Here is a 23,818-nt window from a genome sequence, read left to right as displayed (position 1 = left end):
CCTCGGCCCTCGGTGGTGGGGGCATGTGCCGCGCGGGCCGGTCACGGTGCGGGCACACCTTGTGGATGTCCATGCACCAGCCTGCGGAGGAAAGCATCGGGATCTGGTTCAGGAAGTCTTCAGAACCGGCAAAGATCAACGGATCCCCTGGTGGGGAGGGATGCCGGGGCGCTGAGTGCCGTGACTCAGCTCTCGCCGAGGCGGGTGCCGCCGGTGTCCGTGCCGCGGTCGCGCCTGCGCCGGGCCGCTGGGAGAGCCAGCAGCACCGTCAAACCACCGGCCGGCGTCTCGGCCAGCTCGGCGGTGCCGCCGTTGGCGGTGACCAGCCGGTGCACGATGGCCAGGCCCAGTCCGGTACCGCGCGCCTCAGGGTTGCCGAACCGGCGGAAGGCGGTCGCCCGCGCTGCCGCGTTCATGCCGGGACCGTTGTCGACCACCGCCAGCCGCACCGTGTCGCCGTGGGCCGTGCCGCTGATCCGCACCTGGCCGCCCTCGTGGACGGCCCCGAGCGCGTTGGCGATGACGTTGTCGAGCACCTGCTCCAGGTCGCCCGCACCGGCGAAGGCGGTCAGCCCTGGTCGGCAGCGGGCGCTGAGCTCGATCCGGCGTTCGTCAGCGACCGGTTCCCAGGCGGCAACACGATCCGCCACGACCCGGTCCACCCGCACCGCCACCGGCCGGGGGACGGCGTGTTCGGCCCGTGCCACCGCGAGCAGCCCGTCCACCAGCCGGGACAGCCGGGCGATCTCCTCCTGGGCACTGGACAGCTCCGCCGCCGTGTCGCCCTCCGCGTCCGCGGCGAGCAGGTCGAGGCGAAGCCGTAGCGCGGTGAGCGGGGTACGCAACTGGTGTGACACGTCGGCGACGACGGCCCGGTGGCCGTGGACCAGAGCCTCGGTCCGGCCCGCCATGGTGTTGAACGTGGCCGCCAGGCGCCGCACCTCCGGCGGCCCGCCCTCGGTCGGCGCCCTCGCGTCGAGCGCTCCCTCGCCCAGTCGCTGAGCCGCCGCGTCGACCACACGCAACGGGCGGCTGACCCACCGGGCCAGCCACACCGACACCACCACCGCAGCGCCCAGGCCACCGACACCGATCAGCGCGTACCAGCCCCACAGCGCCAGCATGCGGTCGTTCAGCGAATCTGTGGAGCGGGTGAGGACTGCCACCCCTACGGCGTCGGAGGCGTCGCCGATCGGTACCACGGTCGTAAGCCGCTGACTGTCCTCGGTCACCCGGGTCTCGGGATGCGCGAGGACGGATTTCACCAGCCGAGAGGCATGACCACCCGCGACGGTCGTGCACGGGGTGGACAGGATCGACGTGCCGGAGCGGTCGTAGACGGTGGCGCAGTCCCCCCTCTTCCGAGCCTCTGCCAGCAGGCGCCGTGCGGGTGCCTCAGGCTTGTGGTCGGACAGGTGCTCCTCGGCAGCGGAGGCGATCGACCTGGTCATGGCGGCAGACTCGTCCCGGAACGAGGTCTGTTCGCGCTCCGTCATCAACAGGCCCAACGGCACCACCGCCAGCGCCAAGATCACGGTGATCAGGGCGAGCACGGTCAGCGCGATGCGGCGGGTCACGACGATCAGCCAACCTCACCGAGACGGAAGCCTCGCCCGTAGACCGTCTCTACCAGCCCCGGCACACCCAACTTGCGGCGCAGTGCCGCCATGTGCACGTCCAGCACCTTTGTCGGCCCGTACCAGTGGGCGTCCCAGGCACGCTCCAAGATCTCCTGCCGGGTCACGACCCGGCCGGGATCGGCCGCCAGGCAGTGCAGGATGTCGAACTCCTTGGGGGTCAGAGCGATCTCCCGGCTGTCGACCGTGACCTTGCGGGTGCGCGGGTCGACAACGAGCGGACCATGAGCCAGCAACTCGGGCACAGAAGGGCGAGTACGCCGCAGTACCGCCCGGATGCGCGCCAGCAATTCGGCCAAGCCGAAGGGCTTGACCAGATAATCGTCCGCTCCCTCGTCGAGGGCAGCCACCCGGTCGCCCTCCTCGCCTCGGGCCGTCACCACGATGATCACCACGTCGGACCGCCGACGCAGCAGACCGCAGATCTCGATGCCGTCCACATCCGGCAGACCCAGGTCGAGCAGGACCACGTCCGGCACCGGTGTGCACACGAGCGCCGCCCGACCGGTGTCCACACTGCGTGCCTCGTAGCCGGCCCGGTTCAGACCGCGCACCAATGACCCCGCGATACCCGGGTCGTCCTCGACGACCAGCACTTTCACTACCTCAGCGGCCGCCCCGGACCCGATGCCCTGCACCATGATGTACAGCCTAGGCCGCCGCCGTAGGCGCGCCGGACGATCGACCGGGCCCCGCCCGCCCATTTCGGCCAACGGTCCTTCCAGAACTTGCGGCGGAACGCGTGACCTCTCCACTATCGCCCGCGCCACCGATGGGGGCATCGGCCGGAACATCCCGCCGCCCGAACGGCAATCCGTGCCGGCGCGTACCGGTTCGTGGGGGAGTTGAGCGCGGCCGTGCGGGCGTCCGGATCTCACCCCATGCTGGAGATGAGGGGGGCGAGGCAACGGAAGAAGTGGTGAGGATGCGGACCGTTGTGGACCTCACGCGCTGCCAAGGCTATGCACAATGTGTGTTCCTCGCGCCGGAAGTGTTCCAGCTGCACGGGGAGGAGGGGTTGCTGTACGCCCCTGCCGTCCCCGAGGACCAGGTCGAGCGCGTGCGGCAGGCCGCGGCGGCATGCCCTGTACAGGCGATCCTCCTCGGTGAGGAGGTGAACGCCGGTGTTCGGTGACCTCAAAGACGGCCATATCGTCATCGTCGGCGCGTCGCTGGCCGGGTTGCGGGCCGCGGAGGCGCTGCGCACGGAGGGCTTCACCGGCTCACTGACCGTGGTCGGGGACGAGCCCCATCCGCCCTACGACCGGCCGCCGCTGTCCAAGCAGGTACTCCTCGACAAGGCGGCAGCGGATACCACCGGGCTGCCGATGCGGCGGGACCCGGGCGCGGACTGGCGCCTGGGGGTACGCGCCACGGGGCTGGACCCGTTCAAGAAACGGGTGGTGCTGGACAACGGCGAGTCACTGCCGTTCGACCGGGTGCTGATCGCCACCGGGACCCGCGCACGGCCCTGGCCCAACCCGGACGAGGCCGCCTTGGACGGGGTGTTCACGCTGCGCACCCGGGACGAAGCCGAGAGTCTGGCCGAGCGGCTGGCAGCCGGGCCGCAGCGGGTGCTGGTGATCGGTGCCGGTTTCACCGGCTCGGAGATCGCCTCGGCCTGCCGGGAACGAGGACTGGAGGTCACGGTCGCCGAACGTGGCCCCGCGCCCCTGGTGGGCGCGCTCGGCGGCACCCTGTCGAGACTTGCGGCCGTCATGCAGCTCAACCACGGCGTGGACCTGCGCTGCGGGGTGACCGTCACCGCCCTGCGCGGGGACGGGAACGGCCGGTTCACCGGTGCGGACCTGTCCGACGGCAGTCGGGTCGACGCGGACCTGTGTGTCGTGGCGTTGGGAGCCGTCCGCAACGTGGAGTGGCTCGCGGAGTCCGGGCTGGCCGCGGGCCCGCGCGGGGTCGCCTGCGACGCCGGCTGCCGGGCCTTCAACATGTACGGGATCGTCACCGACGACGTCTTCGTGGCCGGCGACGTCTCCCGCTTCCCCCACCCACTGTTCGGATACCAGATGCTCTCCCTGGAGCACTGGGGCAACGCGGTCGCCCAGGCCGAGGTGGCGGCCCACAACATGGTCAATCCGGGGCCGCTGCAGCGCCCGCACCTCGCCATCCCGATCTTCTGGTCGACCCAGTTCGGGTTCAACATCAAGTCGGTGGGTGTGCCCACCTACTCCGACCATGTGGTCATTGCCCAGGGCTCTCTGGAGGCGCGCCGCCTGGCGATGGTCTACGGCTACGAGGGGCGGGTCACCGCCGCGGTCACCGTCGACATGGCCAAGTCGCTCGACTACTACCGGTACTTGATCGAGACGGCCGCTCCATTCCCGCCCCCGCCCGGTGCGGCGGACCGCGCCATCGCGGCCGACGTCCCGATTCCCTCCGACGTGCCGGATCCCAAGGGCCTGTCCCACGGCCCCACCGTGGCGCTCACCGGGTATCTGCCGGATCGCCGGCTGACCGTGGTGCAGCCCACCGGCTGAGCTGAGCCACGTCCGGCCCAACCACGAGGAGCCACCATGGACTCCGACACCTTGCTGGCACGGATCACCGACTACGCCAGTCGCCCCGATCCCTACCCGCTGTACGCGGAACTCCGCGAAGCCGGTCCCGTGGTGCGGCAGGCGGACGGCAGCTGTCTGATCGGCACCTACCACGAGATCGCCGCACTGCTCCACGACCCGCGGATGAGCGCCGATCCACGCTCCCGCGGCGAGACGACGCGCAAACCGCCCTTCCTCCGGCTCGACGACCCCGAACACCACAGGCTGCGCACCCTGGCCATGCGGCCGTTCGGCCCGCCGCACAGCCCGGGCCGGGTCGACGCCATGCGCGGCGAGATCGCCCGGCTCACCGAGGAACTGATGGGGTCCTTCACAGCAGGGCGCCAGGTCGACATCGTCGACGATTTCGCCTACCCGCTGCCCGTCACCGTCATCTGCCGCCTGCTCGGTGTGCCCCGGCAGGACGAACCACAGTTGCAGGAATGGTCCAACGCCCTGGTCGCAGCCGCCGACGTGCGGCCGGACGAGGACCCCACCGAGCGGGTCCGGGCGGGCCAACAGGCGCAGATCGAGATGGGTGCCTACTTGATCGACCTCGCCGAGCAGCGCCGTGGCCACCCGACCGACGACATGCTCTCCGCCTTCGTCAACGAACCGGATCCCGCCCTGCGGCTCACCCAGGAGGAACTCGCGCAAACCGCGATTCTGCTCTTCATCGCGGGGCACGAGACCACGGTCAACCTGATCACCAACGGGGTGCTCACCCTGCTGCGCCACCCTGAGCAGCTGGACCATCTGCGTCGTGAGCCCGACCTGCTGCCGCGCGTGGTGGAGGAACTGCTGCGCTATGAACCTCCGGTCCACATACGGGAGCGCATCCCCCACGCCGACATCGACGTCACCGGCACCACGATTCCCCGAGGCACATCCGTCGTACTGGTGCTGGCCTCGGGCAACCGTGACCCGATGCGGTTCCACGAGCCCGATCGCTTCGATCCCACCCGTCCGGACAACGAGCACCTCGGCTTCGGCGGCGGCATCCACCTGTGCTTCGGCGGCCCCCTCGCCCGCGTCGAAGCCCAGTCCGCGCTCGGTGCGTTGATCCCCTACCTCGATACGGCCCGCCTGGTCGAGGACCCGCCCCCCTACCGGCAGAACGCGATGCTCCGCGGGCCCCGCCACCTGTCCGTCCATCTATGAGGCGTCCGGTATGAGGCGTCCGGCCCCGCGGCTCACAGTCGGCCGTTGCGCCGGAAACGACCGCCAACCGCCGCCGCGCGGCTTCGGCTGCGCACCATCGACATCAGCAGCCCGTGGGTCTCGTCGTCGGCGGCGACGACAAGCCCACGACGTGCCTCACCGACAGGGGTGCCGTCGATCCCGGTGACGACGCAGCCGGCAGCCCGGCACAAAGCGATGCCCGCCGCGAAGTGCACGCTCCTGGAGAGGTCGCCGCCATCGGTGACATACGCGGCGCGCTTGCCGGCAGCGACCCAGGCCAGCGCCAGCGTCGTGGAGACGACGCGCGGCCGGAAACGTGCGACGAACTCAGGGTGGGCCAGCAGATCCACGGCCCGGAATCCGGGCGCACTGGGGAACGGCGGATCCAGGTTGACGTCCACCAGGCGGGTGGCGGGCGTGGGCGTCAGTAGTGCCTCGTCGGTCCCGTCATGCCGCACCCAGGCGGTCTCCCCGTCGGTGAAGAACACCTCGCGGCTGAACGGGTCGGCCACCGCCGCTGCCCCATTGCGCAGCGCCACGTTGACGGCCACCGCCATGTTGCCGACGGCGTAGTTGAGCGTGCCGCACAGGGGGTCCACCAGCCACTGGCGCACAGCGTCGGCGGCGCCCTGCTGCCCACCTTCCTCGCCGAGCACCGCGTCATCGGGCCGTGCGGCACGGATGACGTCGAGGATCGCCTTCTCGGCCGCCACATCGGCGGCGGTGGCAAAGTCCCCGGCCCCCTTGTCGATGCGGTTGAGTCGTCGGCCGTACATGTTGCGGATCACGTCCGCGCCGGCCCGCGCCCCGGCTATCGCGACGGCAGCATCGTCGGAGCCCGTAGGGGAGTTGCTCATGCCGTGCAGACTAGCGAGGCGAGTGTGGGGCGGTTCTGTTGTCGACCACAACGGGTGTTGCGGAAGCACAGACTCCCACGCCGATGCCCGTTGTCGGCTCGCCGACTGATCCTCGAGTGGCGGCGCTGCTCCAGCGTTTTCGATGGAATACGAGGTGGAGAGATGTGGTCAGGACAGCACGACGATTACTTGGAACAGACCGCACGGATGATTGCCGAGCAGTTACAGCGAGATCGCTCCAGGCGGCGCGCCAAGTCTGTCGAGTACAGCAGAGAGCAAATGGCAGAGAGCCGCAAGATCGCCCATGACGTCCAGGCCGTTGAACTGGAACGTCTCGCCACCACCGGACGGATCCCGCAGGCCGAATACAAGGCCCGCATGGCCGCTTTGGAGGAAGACGCCGAGGAACGCGCCCGAGATGACAACCCGAACCCGGGTTGCGTGGGGCATTGAACGGCCTGAGCGGCAACGAACCGGCCTCATGCACCACAGCTCCACTATTTGTTTGTCGCCCGGGCGGCCATTTGCGCCGTCCAACTCCCCGGTCAGCAAGGGGAGATGAACGAAACGGCCGGCACCCGGATTGCTCCCGGGTGCCGGCAATGTGAGGACGCTGCCCACGGCCGACGCCCGTCCCATGGCCGCCGCCGGTGTGTCCGCGGTCGCACAGCTGCGCCGGCTCGCCCTCCGCGGCTCCCTCGTCGCTTACGTCGCAGGCGAGGGAGCCGTTCAGGTCCCGCACCCCGGGTGGGCCGGACGGGCGCTGTGCGGTCTGTCAGCCCATGTCCGTCAGGAGTGCGTTCAGTTCCTTCTCCTGCTGCGCAGGCGACATCGGCGGGTTCGAGTGATCGATGCCGAACGTCTTGAGCATCTTGTCCATCTGGGCGTCGATGGAGGTCCAGCCGGTCTGGTCCAGCGGCTGCAGCGAGGCCTGGTCGGCGTCCCACAGGTCACGCAGCGACTGGGCGGCCGCGTGCGCTCCCTTCGCGTTCCCCGCGCGTGCGTCCTTGAGCGAGGTGGAGGCGAGGTTCTTCAGCGCGGCGACCTTGGCGGGCGGGAACTTCTTCACCGCCTGGCCGGGAGCCATCTGGACGGCGGAGGTGTTGTCCTCCTCCGGGGCCGGGCCGACGTGCGGCTGACCGTGGGCCCAGACCAGCAGGCCCGCGGTGGCGACGGCGAGCAGTCCGAAGCCGGCAAGCGCGGTGTGCTCCCTGCGCGGGTTGCTGGTGGCCGGTGCGGCGTGGGTCGCCTCGTGGGTCTCGGTCACATCCGAGCGCGTCACCGTCAGGTAGACCACCGTCGCCAGGATCAGGCCGAGGAAGATCAGGCTGGTGGTGAACGTGCCCAGATCGAGACCGGTCGGGTCGCCCGGGCTCTGGGCGACCTTGGGGGAGGCGAGCCAGTCGCCGATGTTCGCGCCCAGCGGGCGGGTCAGGATGTAGGCGAGCCAGAAGGACAGCACCGGGTTGGCGCCGTACCGCCACAGCGCCGTGATCGCCGCGATGAGGCCGAGCGGCAGCAACACGGAGACGCCCGGGCTCCAGCCGGTCAGCTCCAGAGTCCAGTCGCCGGTCGCGGTGCCGAGCGCGAAGGTGACCAGGACGGTCAGCCAGTAGAACGACTCCCGCGAGAGCGTGGTGACCGAGTGGATCGACAGCGTGCGCTCACGCGCCCACCACACGCCGAAGACCACCGCGAGCAGCACCGAGAAGACCGCGGAACTGATCCACAGCGGCACGTTCAGCTGGTCGGTCAGGATGTCGGTGTACAAGGTGCCCGTGACGCTGACGACGACCACGGTCAGCCAGTAGGGGAACGGAACGTACCGCTTCAGCCGCAGCTGGACGACCAGGACCACCACGAACACCGCGGTGAAGATCAAGGCCGTGTTCACCAGGCCGACGCCCAGCTTCATATTGATCCAGTCGGCGAAGCTCTCACCGACGGTCGTGCACAGGACCTTGATCACCCAGAACCAGATGGTGACCTCGGGAACCTTGTTCAGCATGAGCCGCCCGCTGCGCGTGCGTGCTTCTGTCGTCGTTGTCATGCGGGGAGGTTTACGCGGCGAACCTGCACGCAACCTGACTACGTTGCCGCACGCACGGTCGGGAGCGTCACCTCGACGTGACCGCGGCCGTCCGCGATCGCGCGGACCTCCACACCGGCCGAGGTGGCGATGCGCTGGACCACCGGCAGCCCCAGCCCGTACCCGCCGCCGCCGGTCACACCCGCTTCAAAGACCCGGTCGACCTCCGCGGGATCGAATCCGGGGCCGTCGTCCAGGACATCGACCACGATTGCCTCACCCTGGATGCGCGCGGTGATCCACACACGCGACCGCGCATGCCGCAGGCCGTTCTCCAGCAGGGGCGACAGCAGCGACACGGCGACGTCGGCCGCCACGGCGACCTCGACCTTCGGGGGAAAGGCGACCTCGACCGCGCGGCCGGCGATCGCCTGCCGCGCGGCGGAGCGCAGATCGCACCGGGTCCCCTTGTCCGCCCGTGCGCGCGCGGCGCGCAGAATCGTCGTGATCGCCGCATCGAGGCGGTCGACCTCGCTCAGCACCGCCTTCGGCGGCACCGGCTCGCCGGACAGCTGCGCCAGCTGCGCCTCGGCCCGCAGGACCGTGAGCGGTGTCCGCAGCTCGTGGGCGATCTCATCGGTGAGCCGGCGCTCGTCCGCCAGCGCGTTGTCGACGCGCTCCAGGAGATGGTCCAGGGTCCGCCCCAGTTCTCCGAACTCGTCGCGGGGGACCCCGAGGTTGAAGCGGCGCCCGGGTTCGTGATGGCCCCAGTCGTCGGCGAGGGCGGCCATCTCGTGCACGACCCGCAGCGCGCGGCGCACCACGAGGTGTGCGACAACGCCGGCGAGGAGGATGGCGAGGCCGCCCAAGATCAGAGACAAGGTCAGGCTGCGCTGCTCGGATGTCTCGTAGGGCGTGAGGTCCACCTGGACGATCACCATGACGTGGTGGCCGTCGATCGGGACCTTCTGCGCGTACAGGAGGTATTCGCCGACCGACGCGGTCTGCGATCGCCCCGAGCCCGCCAGCTCCTCGACGCGATCGACCACGCTCGGCGGCACGTTCCCGTCGATCAGGCGGCCGTCGGCATACACCCAGGCGACCTCGTCCAGCGCCTCGCTGCTGTTCTCCGTCAGTACGACACGGCTGCCTTTGGCAGTGACGTTCGCCGCGACCGCCTCGGCGCGCGTATGTGCCAGATCGCGCGCGTCGGCGTCCGTCACCCGGCTCAGCAGCACGTGTGAGACCACGACCAGTATCGCCACCACGGCGGTGGCGATCAGCACAGTGAGCGCGACGACGCTTCTGCGGAATCCCGTCACTGCCATCGGTAGCCCACGCCGCGGACGGTCGCCAGATGCTCGGCCACACCCAGCGGACCGAGCTTGGCCCGCAGCCGGCGCACATAGGAGTCGAGGGTGTTGTCGCTGACCTGCGCCCCGTGCGGCCAGCCGGCAGCGATGAGGGCGTGGCGGCGCACCGCGTCGCCCTGCGAGGCGATCAGGCGGCCCAGCAGCCGGAACTCGGTCGGGGTCAGGCTCATGCTCGCCGAATCGTAGGTCACCACGTGCTTCGCCGGATCGAGGACGACCTCGCGCGGTGCGGGCGCCACGGTGGCTCGGCGCAGCAGTGCCCGGACGCGGACCAGCAGTTCCGGGATGTCGAAGGGTTTGGTCATGTAGTCGTCGGCGCCGGCCTCGAAGCCGCCCACCTTGTGATGCAGGCCGTCCAAGGCGGTGAGCATCAACACCGGCGCGTCGACGCCGCGAGCCCGGAGGGACAGGCAGACGTCGCGGCCGTCGGCGTCCGGGAGCCCGAGATCCAGGACGACCAGATGGGGCGCCGGTGCGAGCTGCCGCAGCAGGCTGTCGGCCGTGGCGGCGACGGAGACGGTGTGGCCGTCGTGCTCCAGGGCGCGCTTGAGGACGTCGCGGACCGCCGCGTCGTCTTCGCACACCATGATGAAAGCCACCTGCTGACCCTAGATACTCCCGTCCCAGTTCTCCATCTTCCCTGGTCAGCCGCCTGACGGTCGGGAGCAGTCCGCTGGTGCCGCGCGCCCCTGCCCTGCCATGAAGCCCCGAAGGTTGCGCGAGGGGCCGAGCCCGCAGCAGCGGTGTCGCACTCGTCCCACGTCTGGGACTGGGCAGCCCCCGGGACGACATCGTGGTCCGCCCCCTCGACGGACGGGTGCTGGCCCGGCATATCGGTGTGGCCATGCTGCGAACCAGTACGGTCGGCAGCGCCGACGAGCTGCTGGCCGACCTGCGGCAGGAAGCCGGACGAATCCAGGCCTAGCACCCTGGGCCGGGACTCACGCCGACGGTCACCGTGCACGGCTGATCCGCCTCACGAGGTCCCGGTATCTGATCGTCTCAAGAGGCCCCGGTATCCGATGGCGTGACGAGGCCCTGGCTGGTATCAGCCCTCAAGGCCGCTCACAGTCGGGGCCTGTTGAGCAGACGGGACAGCACGATCACGCTCTCGGTGCGGTCGATGACGGGGGCCTCACGGACCCGCTGAATGGCCTGCTCCAGGTGCGGGATGTCCCGGGCGAGCATGTGCAGCATGGCATCCGCCGCGCCGGAGACGGTGCACGCCTCGACGACTTCCTGGATCCCCTCCAGATCCCGTTGCAGTTCGGCGGGCGAGGGATTGCCCTTGCAGTACACCTCGACGAACGCCTCGGTCCGCCAGCCCAGCGCCTGGGTGTCGATGAGCGCGGTGAACCCGCGGATCGCCCCCGTGGCAACGAGCCGGTCGAGCCGCCGCTTGGCCGCCGGCGCGGAGAGCCCGGCCGCCTCACCGATCTCGGCATAGGTACTCCGCGCATTCCGCAGAACGCAGCGGATGATCTCTTCGTCGATGGCGTCCACGCCGTTACCTCCGTGGGAGGGACACTGGCCACATGCGCAAGAAAACTCCGCAGCAGCTTGAACTAAACAAAAAATAGGGCTCAGCGAACAAGATATGGCGATTGATTGCGTCAGCGGCCCGAACATAGCATCCGGACCCATCCGCTCAGCCGCGATGTGTCGGGAGTGCCCATTGACCGCAGTGCTCACGTCCGAGGAGTCCGCCGCTCTGGCGGCGATCGACGAGGACGCCATCGCCCAGATGCTGCTGGAACTGCTCGTCATCCCCAGCGTGACCGGGAGCGCCGCCGAGTCCGATATGCAGCACCGCCTGGCAGGACATCTGGACCGGCTCGGCCTCGACGTCGACCTGTGGTCCATGGACCTGCCCGCCCTGCGCGCCCATCCCGACTTCCCCGGGACCGAGGCACCGCGCGACGAGGCGTGGGGGCTGGTGGCGACCACGCCGGACGACCGTGACGGGCCGGCCATGATCCTTCAGGGGCATGTCGATGTCGTACCGCCCGGCGACCTCGCGCAGTGGGACGGCGACCCCTTCGTCCCGCGCGTGGCCGGGAACGTCGTCCATGCCCGTGGCGCCTGCGATATGAAGGCCGGGCTGGTCGCCAACCTCGCTGCCCTGGCGGCGATCCGCGCGAGCGGGGCCAGGCTGCGCGGTCGGGTGGCCGCCCACTGCGTGGTGGGTGAAGAGGACGGCGGGCTCGGCGCCTTCGCCACCCTCCAGCGCGGACATACCGGTGACGCCTGCATCATCACCGAACCGACCGGCGGCACGCTGGTGACCGCGAACGCCGGGGCGCTGACCTTCCGTATCGAGGTCACGGGCCGTGCCACCCACGCGAGCACCCACGACGCGGGCGTCAGCGCCATCGACGCGTACCTGCCCCTTCACCGGGCGCTGGCCCGACTGGAAGCCCAGCGCAACACAGCGGCCGACCCGTTGATGGCGGAGTACCGGATCCCCTACGCGCTCTCCGTCGGCACGCTCCGCGCGGGTGACTGGGCGAGCAGTGTGCCGGACCGCCTCGTCGCCGAGGGCAGGCTGGGCGTCCGGCTGGGCGAGGACCCGGCCGAGGCGATGGCCGATTTCGAGAGCTGTGTGACCGAGGCCTGCGCGGACGATCCGTGGCTGCACGCGCACCCGACGACCGTGAGCTGGCCCGGCGGCCAATTCGCCAGCGGCCGGCTGCCGAGCGGCCATCCGCTCGGCGCTCTGGTCCGGGAGGCACACGGCGACGCGGTGGGCGGTCCGCGGCTGCGCGAGCGCGGCGCTCCCTACGGAAGCGACCTGCGTCTGTACGCCGCCGCGGACATCCCCACCCTCCAGTTCGGACCCGGCGACGTGCGCCTGGCGCACAGCTCCCGGGAGCAGGTCTCCCTACCCGAGATCGTCGCGGTGACCCGCACCCTCGTCCTCGCGGTACTGCGCACCGTCGGCACCGCATAGGACGCACAAGCCGCCCGCCCTGCACGGGTGTTGGGGCCACCTCCCTCGGGCGGGACGGTGGCCGTGAGAGGGGCCGGTGGAGTCGTCCCCGCCGAGCAGGACCAGCACGTCGACCACCGAGCCGTGGAACGAAAGGGCACCACCATGACCCCGCCGCCCTGTCCTCCTGCAACTCCGGCATCTACTCCGCCAGCCGGATGGTCCGCGGACTGGCCGTCAACGGCGAGGCCCCGAAAGTCATGAGGAGCCTCACCCACCGCCGGCTCCCGCTGCCCGCACTGGTGCTGTCCACCCTCGTCATGGCCATCGGTGTCGTCGTCAACGTCGTCTCCCCGGACAAGGCGTTCGTCTACGACACCTCGGTCAGCGCCTGCGCCGGCCTGTGGACCTGGGCCATCATCCTCGTCGCGCACCTGCGCTACCGGGCCAAGGTGCGCGCCGGGCTCCTGCCCGCCGTCGACTTCCGGATGCCCGGCGCCCCGGTCACCAATTGGATCGCCCTCGCCGCACTCGCCTTCGTGGTCGTGCTGATGGCCGCCTCCAGCGACACCCGCCTCGGACTGTACGTATGGGCCGTGTGGTGCACGATCCTCACGATCGGCTACCAGATGGTCCAGCGGCGTGCCCCGAAGCCGGATCCCGCTCGCCGGTAGGGGTGGGAGCGGCGGCCGTGCCCGGCTCGCTCGACCTCAAGTTCAGCTGCCGCGTCAACCGTCCCCCTGCTCGATGTCCAGATGGACCGGACCCCGAAGAACAGGACTGAGCCGGTACGGCGGCGGGTCGGCGACCAGCCGGGGGCGGTCGAGGCGGCGTACCAACTCGGTCAGCGCGATCTGGGTTTCCAGCCGGGCCAGGGGGCCGCCGAAGCACAGGTGGATGCCGCTGCCGAACCCCAGGTGCTGGTTGTCATGCCGATCCGGGTCGAAGCGGTCCGGGTCGTGGAAGCGCTTCGGATCGCGGCTTCCTGAGGCCAGCATGAGCATGATCTGGGAGCCCTTGGGGATGACGGTGTCGGCGACGGTGATGTCGCTGTACGCCGTCCGCCAGGGAATGATCTGCACGGGGGGCTCGTAGCGCAGCAGTTCCTCGACCAGTGGCACGACGAGGTCCGGTTCGTCGCGCAGTCGTTGGAGCACCTGCGGGTGGCGCAGCAGTGTCAGCATGCCGTTGGTGATGAGGTTGACGACGGTCTCATGGCCGGCGATGAGGAGCAGTCTGGCGGTGGCGACGATTTCGGCGTCGGCCATCCGACCGTCGGGCCCGTCGTCGTTGGCCAGCCGTGACAGCAGGCCGTCTCCCGGCCGGCCGTGGCGCTGTTCCACCAACTCGCCGAGGCACTGGCGCAGGTCCTTGCGGGCCTGAACGCCCTTGTCCAGTTTCTCCTTCGGGTCGGTCTCGGGGTTGTACTCGATCGAGTTCATGATGTCGTTCACCCAGAGGTGGAACCTCGGCTCGTCCTCGCGTGGCACGCCGAGCAAGTGACAGGTCACGGTTACGGGGAGCGGGAAGGCGAAATCGTCGACGACGTCGATCCGTTCCTTGCCCGCCACATCGTCGATCAGGCTGCCGACGGTGGCGGTCAGGAAGCCTTCAAATCCGGTCACCAGCCCAGGGGTGTGCGGGGGGCCGAAGTGACGCATCACCATACGCCGCGAGCGATCGTGCTCGGGCGAGTCCATGTGGATGAACGACGAGGTGGCCCCTTCCTCGGGTGGGGGCGGCGGAGGCGACAGATTGCGCAGGTCGGAACTCAGATGCGGATCATTCAGTGCGTCCGTGATCTCGCGATAGGTGCTGATGACGTAGCTGCCGTCCTCCTGCAGAGCCACCGGCGTCTTGCGCAACTCGGCATACAGCGGGTAGGGGTCGGCCCGGGCGGAGTAGTCGAAGATCTGTTGCAGCGTGCCGGGCGTCCCGGTCGTGGTCGTCCGGCTTTCCTCTTGCCGACGCCGGTGCACGGCGGTGACGCTGCGCTCACCCGGGTCATGGCCTGTGACGACGGCCGTGGCGCCCTGGGTGAGCAGGGCGGGGTCGGGGAGGTCGACGGGCACCGGTTTCCCGTCGGGCGGCTGGTCCGGCGTGGGGCAGGGGGGCGGGAAAGGTGCGGCCGTCTCGATCAGCCGTCGGTAGTGGTCCAGCCACTTACCGTTGTTGAAGCTCACGGCTGCCGTGACGCGGCCCCGATAGCCGTATGCGGTGACGAAACGGTGGTCGTCCAGCGATCCCTGGGTGACGGCCACCTCGTCGGCGAAGGTCGGCACGCCGACGGACTTGATGTTGACGCCGAACTGGATCGACCAGAACAGCGGGATGGACAGGTAGGGCCGGCGGTCCGCCTGGGCACTGACCATGTTGTGTGCCGCGACCTCTGCCTGTTCCACGGCGTTGGCCCAGTGCTCCAGGGAGATGAGCCGGTACTCATAGAAGGGGTTCGGGCAACGTGCCACGTCTCCCGCGGCGAAGACGTCGTCGGTGGCGCGGCCGTTGATGTCGAGGGCGCGGCAGCCCGTGTCGCAGGTGATTCCCCATACGCCCGCCGCCAGTCCCGACTCCCGCAGCCACTCGGTGTTGCGGATGCTCCCGAGTGCCACCACCGCCACATCGGCGTCGACCGTACTGCCGTCGTCGAAGTGAGCACGGCGAAACCGTCCCTGCGCGTCGCCCTCCAGCCGGGCGACCTTGACACCGCACCGCAGGTCGACACCGTGAGCGCGCTGCATGTCGGCCGCAACCTCGCCGATCATGGCGCCGAGCGCCCCGACCAGTGGAGCCGGCGCGAGTTCGGCGACGGTCACCGGGATGTCCCGCTCGCGGCAGACGGAGGCGATCTCGGAGCCGGTGAAGCCCGCACCGATGACCAGTACCCGGGAGGGACCGGCGGCGAGGGCCCGCTGCAGACTCTCGGCGTGTTCGCGCGTACGCACGACAAAGACCCCGTCCAGAGCCGCCTCTCTCTCGACGAACCAGGGCCGGGCCCGAACTCCGGTGGAGATCAGCACCCGGTCGAAGGGAACCTCGCGTCCGTCGGCCAGAAGCACCTGGTTGGTCGCCAGGTCCAGCCCGCTGGCCGGCACACCCAGCAGCCAGTCCGCATCGATGTCACGACGGCGCGGCAGCTTGGTGTCCCCGGCCGGCACCCAGCCGGTCAGTACCTGCTTCGACAGGGGAGGCCGGTCGTAGGGTTCGCCCAGCTCGTCGCCGATCATGGTCAGCGATCCGGTGAAACCCTCATCGCGCAGGGCCTCCGCGGCCCGCAGCCCCGCCAGTGACGCCCCGACGACCACGATGCGGCCGTCGCGCCTGAACGCCTGCAGATTGTCTGCGGTGGTCATGTCGGCGATGCTTCCGCCGGTGCGTCCCGTCCCTCCAACCGGTCGACCAGAATCGCCTGGACCGGGCAGGCCGCCGCGGCGCGCAGCACCTGGTCGCGCTGGGCGTCGTCGGGGTTCGGGGCGTACATGAGCGCTTCCTCACCGTGCATCCGGAACGTCTCCGGAGCCAGGAATGCGCACTGCGCATACCCCACACATCGGGAAAGATCAACGACAACTTTCACCCCGGCCTCCAAAGGGAGTGGGAGCTGCAGACCCTCAAGCCAGCGCTACTCCGGCGCGCAACGAGGGCGGATCCGGCCGCTGCCCATCCCTGCGAAGTGCGAGGGGGTGCACCGCGCTCGTCGGGTCCCCATGGAAAGAATTGATCATCGCGGTTGAGGCGATCGGCGCCTGACTAGGGACGGATCCCTGATTGCGGCTGCATTGTGGTTACGTAAGCGGCGATCTTTTGGATTGCCGTTTCGACGGAAACCGTGTGGCACGGTGCGCCGGAAAACCGTCACAAAATCAGCGTAACAGCGGCACCGATACGGGCGAGTCCGATGGCCCGGGAGACGAACGACTGACATTCAGCGTTGACATCAACGACGCTGTCAGCGGCGCACCTTGGTGGGCTCGGCTTCACCGAGGAGGGGCGCTTGCGGGAGCACGTTCTCTTCGCCGGCCGGCACCACGACCTCGTCATGATGGGCAAGGCGGCCTGCCACCGAAAAGAGGACTGCCCTCAGCCGCGCAAGGTGGCACGCAGGTGCAGGCCGGCGGTTGCGAGGCCTTCGAAGGTGGTGACCTGGTAGCCGGGTTCCGGGCCGGGCGGCTCGCTCACGTGGTAGCGGCGGGCGGTCTGCGCGGTCATGAGCGTGAGCATGGCCATGGCCAGAGAGGCTCCCTCGCAGCCGTGCGGCCCGGTACCGAAGCCGAGGAAGACCCCGGGTTTGGCCGTCGAGCCCGAATCGTCGAGCCAGCGTTCGGGCCGGAACCGGTCCGGCTCGGGGTGTTCCCGTGCGTCGCGGTGGGCGGTGTAGGGGCAGACGAGAACGGTGGACCCGGCGTCGATGGTGTAGTCGGCGAGCTGAGTCTGTCGCGGGGCGCGCCGGGTGAGCAGCCAGCTCGGGGGGTGCAGTCGGAGCACTTCCTGTACCAGCGCCTGGGTGTATTGCAGGTTGTCGAGGTGGGTGCTGGTCGTTGTGGCCGGGTCGGCGGGCAGCAGGGCGGCTTCGGCCGCGACGCGGTCCGCGGCGTGGGGGTATCGGGCCAGGTGGAGCAGGATCCATCCGGCTGCCCGGGAGGGCGTCTCGAAGGTGGCGACGGTGAGTCCGGGGAGGGTGTCGAGGATGGCTTCTTCCGGTAGTGGTCCGTAGCGGGGGGAGGGTCGGAGCATCTGTCCCAGCACGTCGTCACCGAGTCGGCCCGATGAACGGCGTCGGCGGATGATGGGCCGCAAAGCGTTGGTGAAGGCGACTTGCCGCCGTGTGCGGAACCGCCGTGTCGGTGTGGGGACCCAGCGCGGCCACATCCAGCGCGAGGGGCGTACGAGCACCTCCCGGGCCACGAAGAGCTGCCAGGCGAAGGGCAGCAGGACGGGAGCGTCTTCGGAGAAGAGGTAGTGCACGCCGATCTCGGCCAGGAAGGGCCGGACCAGGGGAAGAATCTCGACGTCCTGGCCCGTGGGCCACTGGTCGACAAATCGAGCGGTCCCGGGCGCGATCTCACCGATCCGGGCCGCAACCGCCTGCGGGCGCAGTCCGTGCATGCGGGCGGCGCGAGCGTGCACACGCTCCTCGGGCATCGGCGGTCCGCCGGCCCGCTTCAACGGCGGGAAGAGGGGCGAGGACGGCTTGGGGAAGTCCTGCGCGCGGCGCAGGACCGCTTCACACACCCCGGCCGTAGCGGCTACATAGACGCCCGGCTCCAGCTGCCAGACGTCCCCGCACTCTTCGGCGCCACGGCGCGCCAGTGCCAGCCGGTCGCGGCTCCAGGCCGCGAAGCTGCCTCCGGGCAACCGCGGCGGCTCGTTCACTCGGCCCATGGGATCGCCCCTGACTCCTCGTACCAGTCAGGCCGATATCGTCGGCAGCGAGACCAGAGCCGGCGGGAGCCCGCGGGCGCCCGCCGACCGTGTGGTCACACCCTGTCGCCGGTGTGCGTGCCCCAGTCGTGGAGCCCGTACGCACCGTAGTTGCGGGTGAAGGACAACTTGGCGAGCAGCTTGGCGATCATGAGGCACTCCTCTCGCTTGCCTTCAACGCCATGTGTCATACATGCAATTTTTTTCGCACATAGCACATATTTCAGAGTATCGGCTGCACGTGTGGATACAAAGGGCGTGCTTGCGGGCTGGGCCCGCAGCCTGCCAACGTCGCCCCGGTGCCGGCGGTCCGTGCCGCCCCCGGCCGCGAGGTGTGGCGGCGCCGGGCACCCTCAAGACCGCGGCACCAACGTTCCGAAGGAACGGAACGGCTTTCGCGCGAACCGGTCACCTCGCACCTGGCCCGGATCTTGGTACGTGGTGCCGGCGGCGGAGCTTCCCGCGGTACTCGATGTCCATGTTGCAGCCGCCGTCCAGCCACCCGGGTCAGCCCGACTTCGGCGGCTTCTGCGCGTCGAAGGCGAAGAGCGTGTTCTTGGCCGCGGCCACGATCACCGCACGCCCCGCAAGAGTCACCCGCGGGCTTGCGCCCAGCTCGCCCGTCAACCCATCGGCCTGCGGATCTGTTGTCCACAGCGGTTTGCCATCGTGCGGCGACAGCGCGACCACCCGGCCGGTGGCCGAGCTGAAATACAGTGCGTCGGCTCCCGCAACAGGACCCGACGCACCCTCCACGCCGGTCTGCCGCGACCACTTCTTCCGGCCGGTCGCGGGATCGAGTGCTGTGACGAGACCGGTCTGCCCGCTCACGTAGACCGTGCCGTCCGCCATGCCGGGCGTCCCCGCGTAGGTCTTGCCCAGTGGGGAGTACGTGACCTTCCGCGAGGCCGGGTCGACCCGTGCCACCCTGTTGTAGCGGGCCAAGTCCGTTCCCCCCATGTGTACTTGCAGGAGTACGAGCCTGCCGTTGGCGATGCCCATCGGCACGGCGGGGCCGTTGACCGCGATGGGCCTGCCCAGTGCCCCCGTGGCGCGGTCGACCGGGTACAGGGCGGGGCGGCGCACCGCCAAGGCACGCACCTCCGCATCCGTCGCGCACATCGCGACGAGCTGTGGGCCCACCAGGACGGGAGCGCACTGCTTACCCGCAGGGAAGGGCGACTTCCATGTGACCCGACCGCTGTGCGCGTTGCGGGCCTCGAGGCGGGAGTTGGAAGCGTCGACCGTCACGACGTCGGAGCCGACCACAATGGCGTCCTGAGTCCGACCTGTGACGGCCGTCGACTGGGCGCCGGACGGCACGGACCACAGCTCCCGGCCGTTGTTCGCGTCGATGGCCACCACCTCGCTGGGTGGGCCCTGCGGGGCGCGCCGGGCGGCGATGCGGTAACCGAGCACCGTGTCGTCGGTGGCGCCCACCAGGTACATGCCATTGACGGGGACGCCGGGGCTCTTCGCCGTCCACACCCGCGAGCCGTCCCTGGCCCTGATACGGGTTGCGACAACACCGCCGCCCCCGCAGAACAGCGCGTCGCCGCGCGCGACGCAACGCAGCTCGTCGGGTATGTCCTCGCGACCGCCCGGCACGGTCTCGTGCCACGGCTTGAAGCCGGCCGGAAGGGCGGCACTCGGCGCCGCAGGGCTGTTGCCCTGGTCGCCGCCGCTGTTCCCCCCAAAGCCGCCCGTCGTCAGTGCGGCGACTCCGCCACCGACCGCTGCCACCGCGACCGCGACCGCGAGCACGGGACGCCATCGGCGACGCCATCGGCGACGCCGTCGGCCGCCGATGGGGGTGTCGGCGCTCCCCGTATCGGGACCGGCCGGGGTGGTGGTCGGGGCAGTCGGCGCCGGGGTGGCCGGCGTCGCGAAGTGATGCTGGGTGATCATGTCGCGGGTGTGGCCCGCGCCGACTCCCCCCGCGTCGGTCTGGCCGAGGTCGGCCGGCAGGTCCCTTAGCAGCACGAGGAGTTCGTCCGCCGAGGGGCGCCCGTCGGGCTCCTTGGCCAGGCACGACTCGACGACCGTGCGCAAGGCCACCGGCACGTCCTCCAGCGACGGCTCCCCGTGCACCACCTGATACGCCACTATGTATGGGCTTTCCGCGTCGAAGGGCCCGTGGCCCGTCGCTGCGTACGCCAGCAGCGTTCCCAGCGAGAAGACATCGGACCGCGGCCCCACATCACGCGGCGCCTGCAACTGCTCCGGCGACATGAAGGGCGGCGTGCCGATGACCCGCCCTGTCATCGTCAGCGTCTGCTGGTCCACGGCGCGCGAAATGCCGAAGTCGATGACGCGTGGGCCCTCGGGCGAGAGCACGACGTTCGAGGGCTTCAGGTCACGGTGGACGACCCCCACCCGGTGGATGTCCCGCAGCGCCTCCGCCAGCCCGATGGCGAGCCTCCTCAGCTCCGCTCCGCCCAGCGGGCCCTTCGTGGCGATGAGCCGGGAGAGCGTGTGCCCCTGGATATAGGTCGTCGCCATCCACGGCTGCTCGGCCTCAGGCGCAGCGTCGACCACGGCGGCGGTGAACGCTCCGCTCACCCTCCTCGCCGCCGCCACCTCCTGCCGGAAGCGGATGCGGAACTCGTCGTCCGCCGCGAACTGCGGGTGGATCAGTTTGATCGCAACAGGTCGCCCCGAACTCGTCCGGGCCAGAAAGACCGTGCCCATGCCACCAGAGCCGAGCCGGGCCTCAAGTGGATAACCGCCGATCTCGGCTGGATCACCTTCGCGCAGCGACACTCTTCCCGACCTCTCGTCCCCCGTGCACCTCTGCCACCACGGACCTGCGTACCAGTCCTGCACACAAACTAACCGCTCCAGTGCCTGTGCCTGACATTCCCCCCGCTCCGTCAGTTTCCGCAGCACCTCCTCGAAGTGCTGTGTCTTCTCCACGGAGATCTGCGCGCCGGGCCTTGCACTCGTTCCCGGCGGGAGGACGCGTCGAAGACCAGCGCGCCGTCGCCGAAGCGCGTCGCGCAGGCCCAGCAGCACCGTCGGCTCCCAGAAAGCGCCGGTACGCCGTGATGCTCCGGTCCCGCGCCGCCTGCTCCAGATAGCCGGCCCACTTCGCGGGCACGAAGTCCGTCGGCGCGCCTTCGGGGGCCTTCCGGGCCCCGTCCGCGTTGAGCTTCTTGAGGATCGTCACGGCCTCCATGAGCGCCTCGGAGCCCGTGCCACCGGTGAAGCTGACGGCCTTCAGCACGTCCGGGGGGAACTGCCGCAGAGAGAAGAGGAGTTGTCGAGCATTGCCAGATGCCCGTTGTCACGCGGCAGCCTGCCCGCGGCCTGCGCGACGGCGGCCCGCCTCCCCGGCCGAGGCAGGGGAGGGGAGCTCATCACGCATCTCCCAAGCGGGGCAGGGCTGTAGCCCTTCGGCGACGCGGCGACCACGGCTGTGTCCCCGACCAGGCGGGGCCGCCGCACCCGCTCGTTGGAGGACCGCTACTCCCAGACAATCGGGCCGCCGCCGTTCGCGTCGAAAACCCACCTACCGAAGGCTTCGCTCGTCTGTCAGCTCAACGCCCATGTCATGCGGCAAGTTGGGAAAGAAATCACCGAACTCAACCACGATCACCCGTAGGGTCGAGGGTCATGGCTGATCTCTACCCTCCGACCCATCCCTACGACAGCGGATTGCTCGACACCGGAGACGGCAACCGCATCTACTACGAACAGTGCGGAAACCCTCAAGGTAAGCCTGCCCTCAACGTCCACGGCGGCCCAGGGTCCGGCGCCCCCCAGCGGCCGACCAGGGCCTGGGATCCCGAGCGCTACCGCGTCATCCGCTTCGACCAGCGCAACTGCGGTCGCAGCACCCCGCACGCCAGCGACCCGGCGGCGGACATGAGTCTGAACACCACACAGCACCTGATCGACGACATGGAGCGGCTGCGAGAGCACCTCGGCATCGAGAGGTGGTTGCTGAACGGCGGCTCCTGGGGCGCGACGCTCATCCTCGCCTACGCGCAGCAGCACCCCGAGCGTGTCAGTGAAATGGTCATCCCGGCCGTCACGACGACCCGCCGCACCGAGATCGACTGGCTCTACCGGGGTGCCGGGCGGTTTTACCCCGAGGCGTGGGACCGGTTCCGCGACGCCGTTCCCGAGGAGGAGCGGGACGGCGACCTGCTGGCGGCCTACGCGCGGCTGATGGAGAACCCTGACCGGGCGATCCGGGAGAAGGCCGCTGCCGACTGGCTCGCCTGGGAGGACGCGGTCATCTCGAACGAACCCAACGGCATGCCCGGCATGTACAGCAATCGCGAAGTCGACGCGCAGATCGCATTCGTACGGATCTGCGCCCACTTCTTCAGCAACGGCGCGTGGCTGGACGAGGACCAACTGCTGCGCAACGCCCACAAGCTGGCCGGGATTCCGGCAGTGCTGGTCCACGGCCGACACGACATGGGCAGCCCAGTACAGACGGCGTGGGAGCTCGCGAAGGCATGGCCGGACGCGCGGCTCCACATCATCGAAGACTCCGGACACGCCGGAAGCGACGCGATGCAGGAGACGGTCCGGACGGCCATCGAGGAGTTCAAGAACCGGTGACCCTCGGGGCACGGCGTCTCGGCCGCCGCGATGCGGAACCTGGAGGCGTTGCAGACCGACACGGACATGCGCGCCAGGGCTGGTCGTGCCGGACATGCGAGTGCCGCGGTCCTACCGGGGACCGCCCAACGCTGTCGGTCGAAGTGCGCGAAGCCAGTCGGCTCACCCTCGACGTGTACCCCACCGATCAGAGCCGCCGCCGCAGCCCCCGCCGCCGACGGGCCCTGCTGCCGAGGGTGCGCAGTTCGAACCAGACGGTCTTCCCCGTAGCGGTGTGCCGTGCGCCCCAGCGGGTCGAGAGCTGGTCGACCAGGTGCAGCCCTCGGCCGTGGTCCTCGTCGGCGCGGGCGGGTGGGCGGTCAGCGGGCGGAGCGGCGGGGCAGCCGTCGGCGATGTCGCAGCGCAGCGTCCGGTCAACGGGGGAGTGGGACAGCCGCAGGTGGAGAGGGCCCCAGGCGTGCTGGAGCGCGTTGGTGACCAGTTCGCTCACCAGGAGTTCGGCGGTCTCGACATGTTCGGGCAGCCCCCACCGGGCCAGCTCGGCCCGGATGATCCGCCGGGCCTGGGGCACGGCGCGCACATGCGAGTCGAGCGGCTGCGAGACCACTTTGCCGCGTGTCCCCCTCAGATACCGGGCCAGCTGAGCGACCCGCGCAGCGGCGGTCGCCGCCAGCCGCCCCAACAGACGGCACAGCGGGAGCAGTACGCCCTCACCTGCGGCGACACAGTGGGTGCGAATGACGGTACTCATGACGATGCGGTCCGGCCGAGCGGAATCCGCCGCAGCGGGAGGCTGGAATGGCAGGGGCGGGGCCCGCCATACGGGGGCCCTCACGTGGGGCCCCGACCAGGAGGAGCCGTACGGCGTCAGGTCCGTGTCCGCCGTGGGCTGTCGGGCCGTGCCCGGGGACGATTCCGGTTCCGGGAACATCTTTCTGCCCTCGCTTCTCCCCGGGACCGCGGGCGGCCGGTGGAGTCAGGAGGCCACGCGGGCTCCGGTGGGGCACCCGGGAGGGCTGTGGTGTGCGAACAACGACCCAGGTCATCACGTCCACCCCACCTCTTTCCGTGCCGTCGGCTGTACCGGGGAGCTGACGTATGCCTTCACCGTGCACCCGGCGCCGTGTGGCAGTCGTTAGGGGAACCCCCTAGTACGACCCCTAAACGGGGCGCCGGGTGCGGAGCGGTGCGGTGGTGGAGGAGGCGGGGACGGGCGGGCGCCGGAGTACCGCACCCGCTCTGCCGCGTCAGCCGAGC

The 23,818-nt window shown here is 70.0% G+C and carries 20 protein-coding genes and 1 pseudogene; 8 read left to right on the top strand and 13 right to left on the bottom strand.

Annotated elements, in window-relative coordinates:
* Window positions 1–185: 185 nt before the first annotated feature.
* A complete protein-coding gene (locus B1H19_RS03390; protein WP_083102762.1) occupies window positions 186–1,577 on the bottom strand; it encodes a sensor histidine kinase in 1,392 nt (463 codons plus the stop codon).
* Window positions 1,578–1,582: 5 nt separating this feature from the next.
* Window positions 1,583–2,278: a response regulator transcription factor gene (locus tag B1H19_RS03385; RefSeq protein WP_083102761.1), complete on the bottom strand. Its 696-nt coding sequence runs from the start codon at window positions 2,276–2,278 to the stop codon at window positions 1,583–1,585.
* Between the two features lie 284 nt (window positions 2,279–2,562).
* Here B1H19_RS03385 and B1H19_RS03380 point away from each other — a divergent pair, with 284 nt between their 5' ends.
* From B1H19_RS03380 to B1H19_RS03370, 3 genes are read left to right on the top strand one after another with little or no spacing between them, the layout of a single operon-like run.
* Window positions 2,563–2,772: a ferredoxin gene (locus tag B1H19_RS03380; RefSeq protein WP_083109403.1), complete on the top strand. Its 210-nt coding sequence runs from the start codon at window positions 2,563–2,565 to the stop codon at window positions 2,770–2,772.
* Complete coding sequence (locus B1H19_RS03375; protein ID WP_083102760.1) at window positions 2,762–4,135, top strand: NAD(P)/FAD-dependent oxidoreductase; 1,374 nt, start codon at window positions 2,762–2,764, stop codon at window positions 4,133–4,135. The genes B1H19_RS03380 and B1H19_RS03375 overlap by 11 nt, the downstream gene beginning before the upstream one ends.
* Before the next feature lie 36 nt (window positions 4,136–4,171).
* Window positions 4,172–5,356: a cytochrome P450 gene (locus tag B1H19_RS03370; RefSeq protein ID WP_083102759.1), complete on the top strand. Its 1,185-nt coding sequence runs from the start codon at window positions 4,172–4,174 to the stop codon at window positions 5,354–5,356.
* 32 nt (window positions 5,357–5,388) lie between these two features.
* Here the strand turns inward: B1H19_RS03370 and B1H19_RS03365 are convergent, their stop codons facing one another.
* Entirely contained in the window at window positions 5,389–6,234 is an 846-nt protein-coding gene (locus tag B1H19_RS03365) for an inositol monophosphatase family protein (protein WP_083102758.1), read from the bottom strand.
* A 162-nt stretch (window positions 6,235–6,396) separates the two neighbouring features.
* Between B1H19_RS03365 and B1H19_RS38530 the strand changes: the two genes are divergently transcribed.
* Window positions 6,397–6,687 (top strand): hypothetical protein, encoded by a 291-nt coding sequence (locus B1H19_RS38530; RefSeq protein WP_159027974.1) that lies wholly within the window; start codon window positions 6,397–6,399, stop codon window positions 6,685–6,687.
* 322 nt (window positions 6,688–7,009) lie between these two features.
* On the opposite strand, the gene B1H19_RS03355 is transcribed toward B1H19_RS38530, so the two are convergent.
* Genes B1H19_RS03355 through B1H19_RS03345 form a run of 3 tightly spaced genes read right to left on the bottom strand, consistent with a single transcriptional unit; the run spans window position 7,010 to window position 10,235 of the window.
* Entirely contained in the window at window positions 7,010–8,284 is a 1,275-nt protein-coding gene (locus tag B1H19_RS03355) for a COG4705 family protein (protein WP_083102756.1), read from the bottom strand.
* A 38-nt stretch (window positions 8,285–8,322) separates the two neighbouring features.
* Window positions 8,323–9,591: a sensor histidine kinase gene (locus tag B1H19_RS03350; RefSeq protein ID WP_083102755.1), complete on the bottom strand. Its 1,269-nt coding sequence runs from the start codon at window positions 9,589–9,591 to the stop codon at window positions 8,323–8,325.
* The gene (locus B1H19_RS03345; protein WP_083102754.1) at window positions 9,582–10,235 is read right to left on the bottom strand and encodes a response regulator transcription factor; all 654 of its coding nucleotides are present in this window, start codon (window positions 10,233–10,235) and stop codon (window positions 9,582–9,584) included. The genes B1H19_RS03350 and B1H19_RS03345 overlap by 10 nt, the downstream gene beginning before the upstream one ends.
* 194 nt (window positions 10,236–10,429) lie before the next feature.
* Between B1H19_RS03345 and B1H19_RS40285 the strand changes: the two genes are divergently transcribed.
* Window positions 10,430–10,561 (top strand): hypothetical protein, encoded by a 132-nt coding sequence (locus B1H19_RS40285; protein ID WP_257789433.1) that lies wholly within the window; start codon window positions 10,430–10,432, stop codon window positions 10,559–10,561.
* Between the two features lie 140 nt (window positions 10,562–10,701).
* On the opposite strand, the gene B1H19_RS03335 is transcribed toward B1H19_RS40285, so the two are convergent.
* Complete coding sequence (locus B1H19_RS03335; RefSeq protein ID WP_083102753.1) at window positions 10,702–11,139, bottom strand: Lrp/AsnC family transcriptional regulator; 438 nt, start codon at window positions 11,137–11,139, stop codon at window positions 10,702–10,704.
* A 241-nt stretch (window positions 11,140–11,380) separates the two neighbouring features.
* Between B1H19_RS03335 and B1H19_RS03330 the strand changes: the two genes are divergently transcribed.
* Together B1H19_RS03330 and B1H19_RS03325 are read left to right on the top strand one after the other, a co-directional pair.
* Window positions 11,381–12,586, top strand: coding sequence for an ArgE/DapE family deacylase (locus B1H19_RS03330; protein WP_418361504.1), 1,206 nt, complete (start codon window positions 11,381–11,383; stop codon window positions 12,584–12,586).
* Entirely contained in the window at window positions 12,583–13,239 is a 657-nt protein-coding gene (locus B1H19_RS03325; protein ID WP_418361503.1) for a hypothetical protein, read from the top strand. The genes B1H19_RS03330 and B1H19_RS03325 overlap by 4 nt, the downstream gene beginning before the upstream one ends.
* Window positions 13,240–13,293: 54 nt before the next feature.
* Here B1H19_RS03325 and B1H19_RS03320 read toward each other — a convergent pair whose 3' ends face one another.
* The 5 genes and pseudogenes from B1H19_RS03320 to B1H19_RS03295 all read right to left on the bottom strand — a co-directional run bounded on the left by B1H19_RS03320 (window position 13,294) and on the right by B1H19_RS03295 (window position 20,749).
* The gene (locus B1H19_RS03320) at window positions 13,294–14,415 is read right to left on the bottom strand and encodes a cytochrome P450 (RefSeq protein WP_418361502.1); all 1,122 of its coding nucleotides are present in this window, start codon (window positions 14,413–14,415) and stop codon (window positions 13,294–13,296) included.
* Window positions 14,416–14,547: 132 nt separating this feature from the next.
* Window positions 14,548–15,918: pseudogene (locus B1H19_RS03315) on the bottom strand (NAD(P)/FAD-dependent oxidoreductase); the annotation flags it as partial.
* On the bottom strand, window positions 15,915–16,142 hold the full coding sequence (locus tag B1H19_RS03310; protein WP_083102751.1) for a ferredoxin: 228 nt from the start codon (window positions 16,140–16,142) through the stop codon (window positions 15,915–15,917). The gene B1H19_RS03310 and the pseudogene B1H19_RS03315, both read right to left, overlap by 4 nt.
* 503 nt (window positions 16,143–16,645) lie before the next feature.
* Window positions 16,646–17,947, bottom strand: coding sequence for a cytochrome P450 (locus B1H19_RS03300; protein WP_083102750.1), 1,302 nt, complete (start codon window positions 17,945–17,947; stop codon window positions 16,646–16,648).
* Window positions 17,948–18,493: 546 nt separating this feature from the next.
* On the bottom strand, window positions 18,494–20,749 hold the full coding sequence (locus B1H19_RS03295; RefSeq protein WP_083109401.1) for a serine/threonine-protein kinase: 2,256 nt from the start codon (window positions 20,747–20,749) through the stop codon (window positions 18,494–18,496).
* A gap of 852 nt (window positions 20,750–21,601) precedes the next feature.
* Here B1H19_RS03295 and pip point away from each other — a divergent pair.
* The gene (pip, locus tag B1H19_RS03290; RefSeq protein WP_083102749.1) at window positions 21,602–22,561 is read left to right on the top strand and encodes a prolyl aminopeptidase; all 960 of its coding nucleotides are present in this window, start codon (window positions 21,602–21,604) and stop codon (window positions 22,559–22,561) included.
* Between the two features lie 187 nt (window positions 22,562–22,748).
* Here pip and B1H19_RS03285 read toward each other — a convergent pair whose 3' ends face one another.
* A complete protein-coding gene (locus tag B1H19_RS03285) occupies window positions 22,749–23,312 on the bottom strand; it encodes an ATP-binding protein (protein WP_159027973.1) in 564 nt (187 codons plus the stop codon).
* Window positions 23,313–23,818 lie beyond the last annotated feature (506 nt).

The sequence above is a fragment of the Streptomyces gilvosporeus genome, from assembly GCF_002082195.1.
GTDB classification, from domain to species: domain Bacteria; phylum Actinomycetota; class Actinomycetes; order Streptomycetales; family Streptomycetaceae; genus Streptomyces; species Streptomyces gilvosporeus.
Note: the sequence above shows the minus strand (reverse complement) of the source record. Positions and strands in the feature narration are given on the sequence as shown.

Bases quoted from the DNA above. Each gene is read 5' to 3' on its own strand.
- B1H19_RS03385 (WP_083102761.1), bottom strand. From the start codon at position 2,278: ATGGTGCAGGGCATCGGGTCCGGGGCGGCCGCTGAGGTAGTGAAAGTG.
- B1H19_RS03380 (WP_083109403.1), top strand. From the start codon at position 2,563: ATGCGGACCGTTGTGGACCTCACGCGCTGCCAAGGCTATGCACAATGT.
- B1H19_RS03370 (WP_083102759.1), top strand. From the start codon at position 4,172: ATGGACTCCGACACCTTGCTGGCACGGATCACCGACTACGCCAGTCGC.
- B1H19_RS03365 (WP_083102758.1), bottom strand. From the start codon at position 6,234: ATGAGCAACTCCCCTACGGGCTCCGACGATGCTGCCGTCGCGATAGCC.
- B1H19_RS38530 (WP_159027974.1), top strand. From the start codon at position 6,397: ATGTGGTCAGGACAGCACGACGATTACTTGGAACAGACCGCACGGATG.
- B1H19_RS03355 (WP_083102756.1), bottom strand. From the start codon at position 8,284: ATGACAACGACGACAGAAGCACGCACGCGCAGCGGGCGGCTCATGCTG.
- B1H19_RS03350 (WP_083102755.1), bottom strand. From the start codon at position 9,591: ATGGCAGTGACGGGATTCCGCAGAAGCGTCGTCGCGCTCACTGTGCTG.
- B1H19_RS03330 (WP_418361504.1), top strand. From the start codon at position 11,381: ATGCTGCTGGAACTGCTCGTCATCCCCAGCGTGACCGGGAGCGCCGCC.
- B1H19_RS03300 (WP_083102750.1), bottom strand. From the start codon at position 17,947: ATGGGCCGAGTGAACGAGCCGCCGCGGTTGCCCGGAGGCAGCTTCGCG.
- pip (WP_083102749.1), top strand. From the start codon at position 21,602: ATGGCTGATCTCTACCCTCCGACCCATCCCTACGACAGCGGATTGCTC.
- B1H19_RS03285 (WP_159027973.1), bottom strand. From the start codon at position 23,312: ATGAGTACCGTCATTCGCACCCACTGTGTCGCCGCAGGTGAGGGCGTA.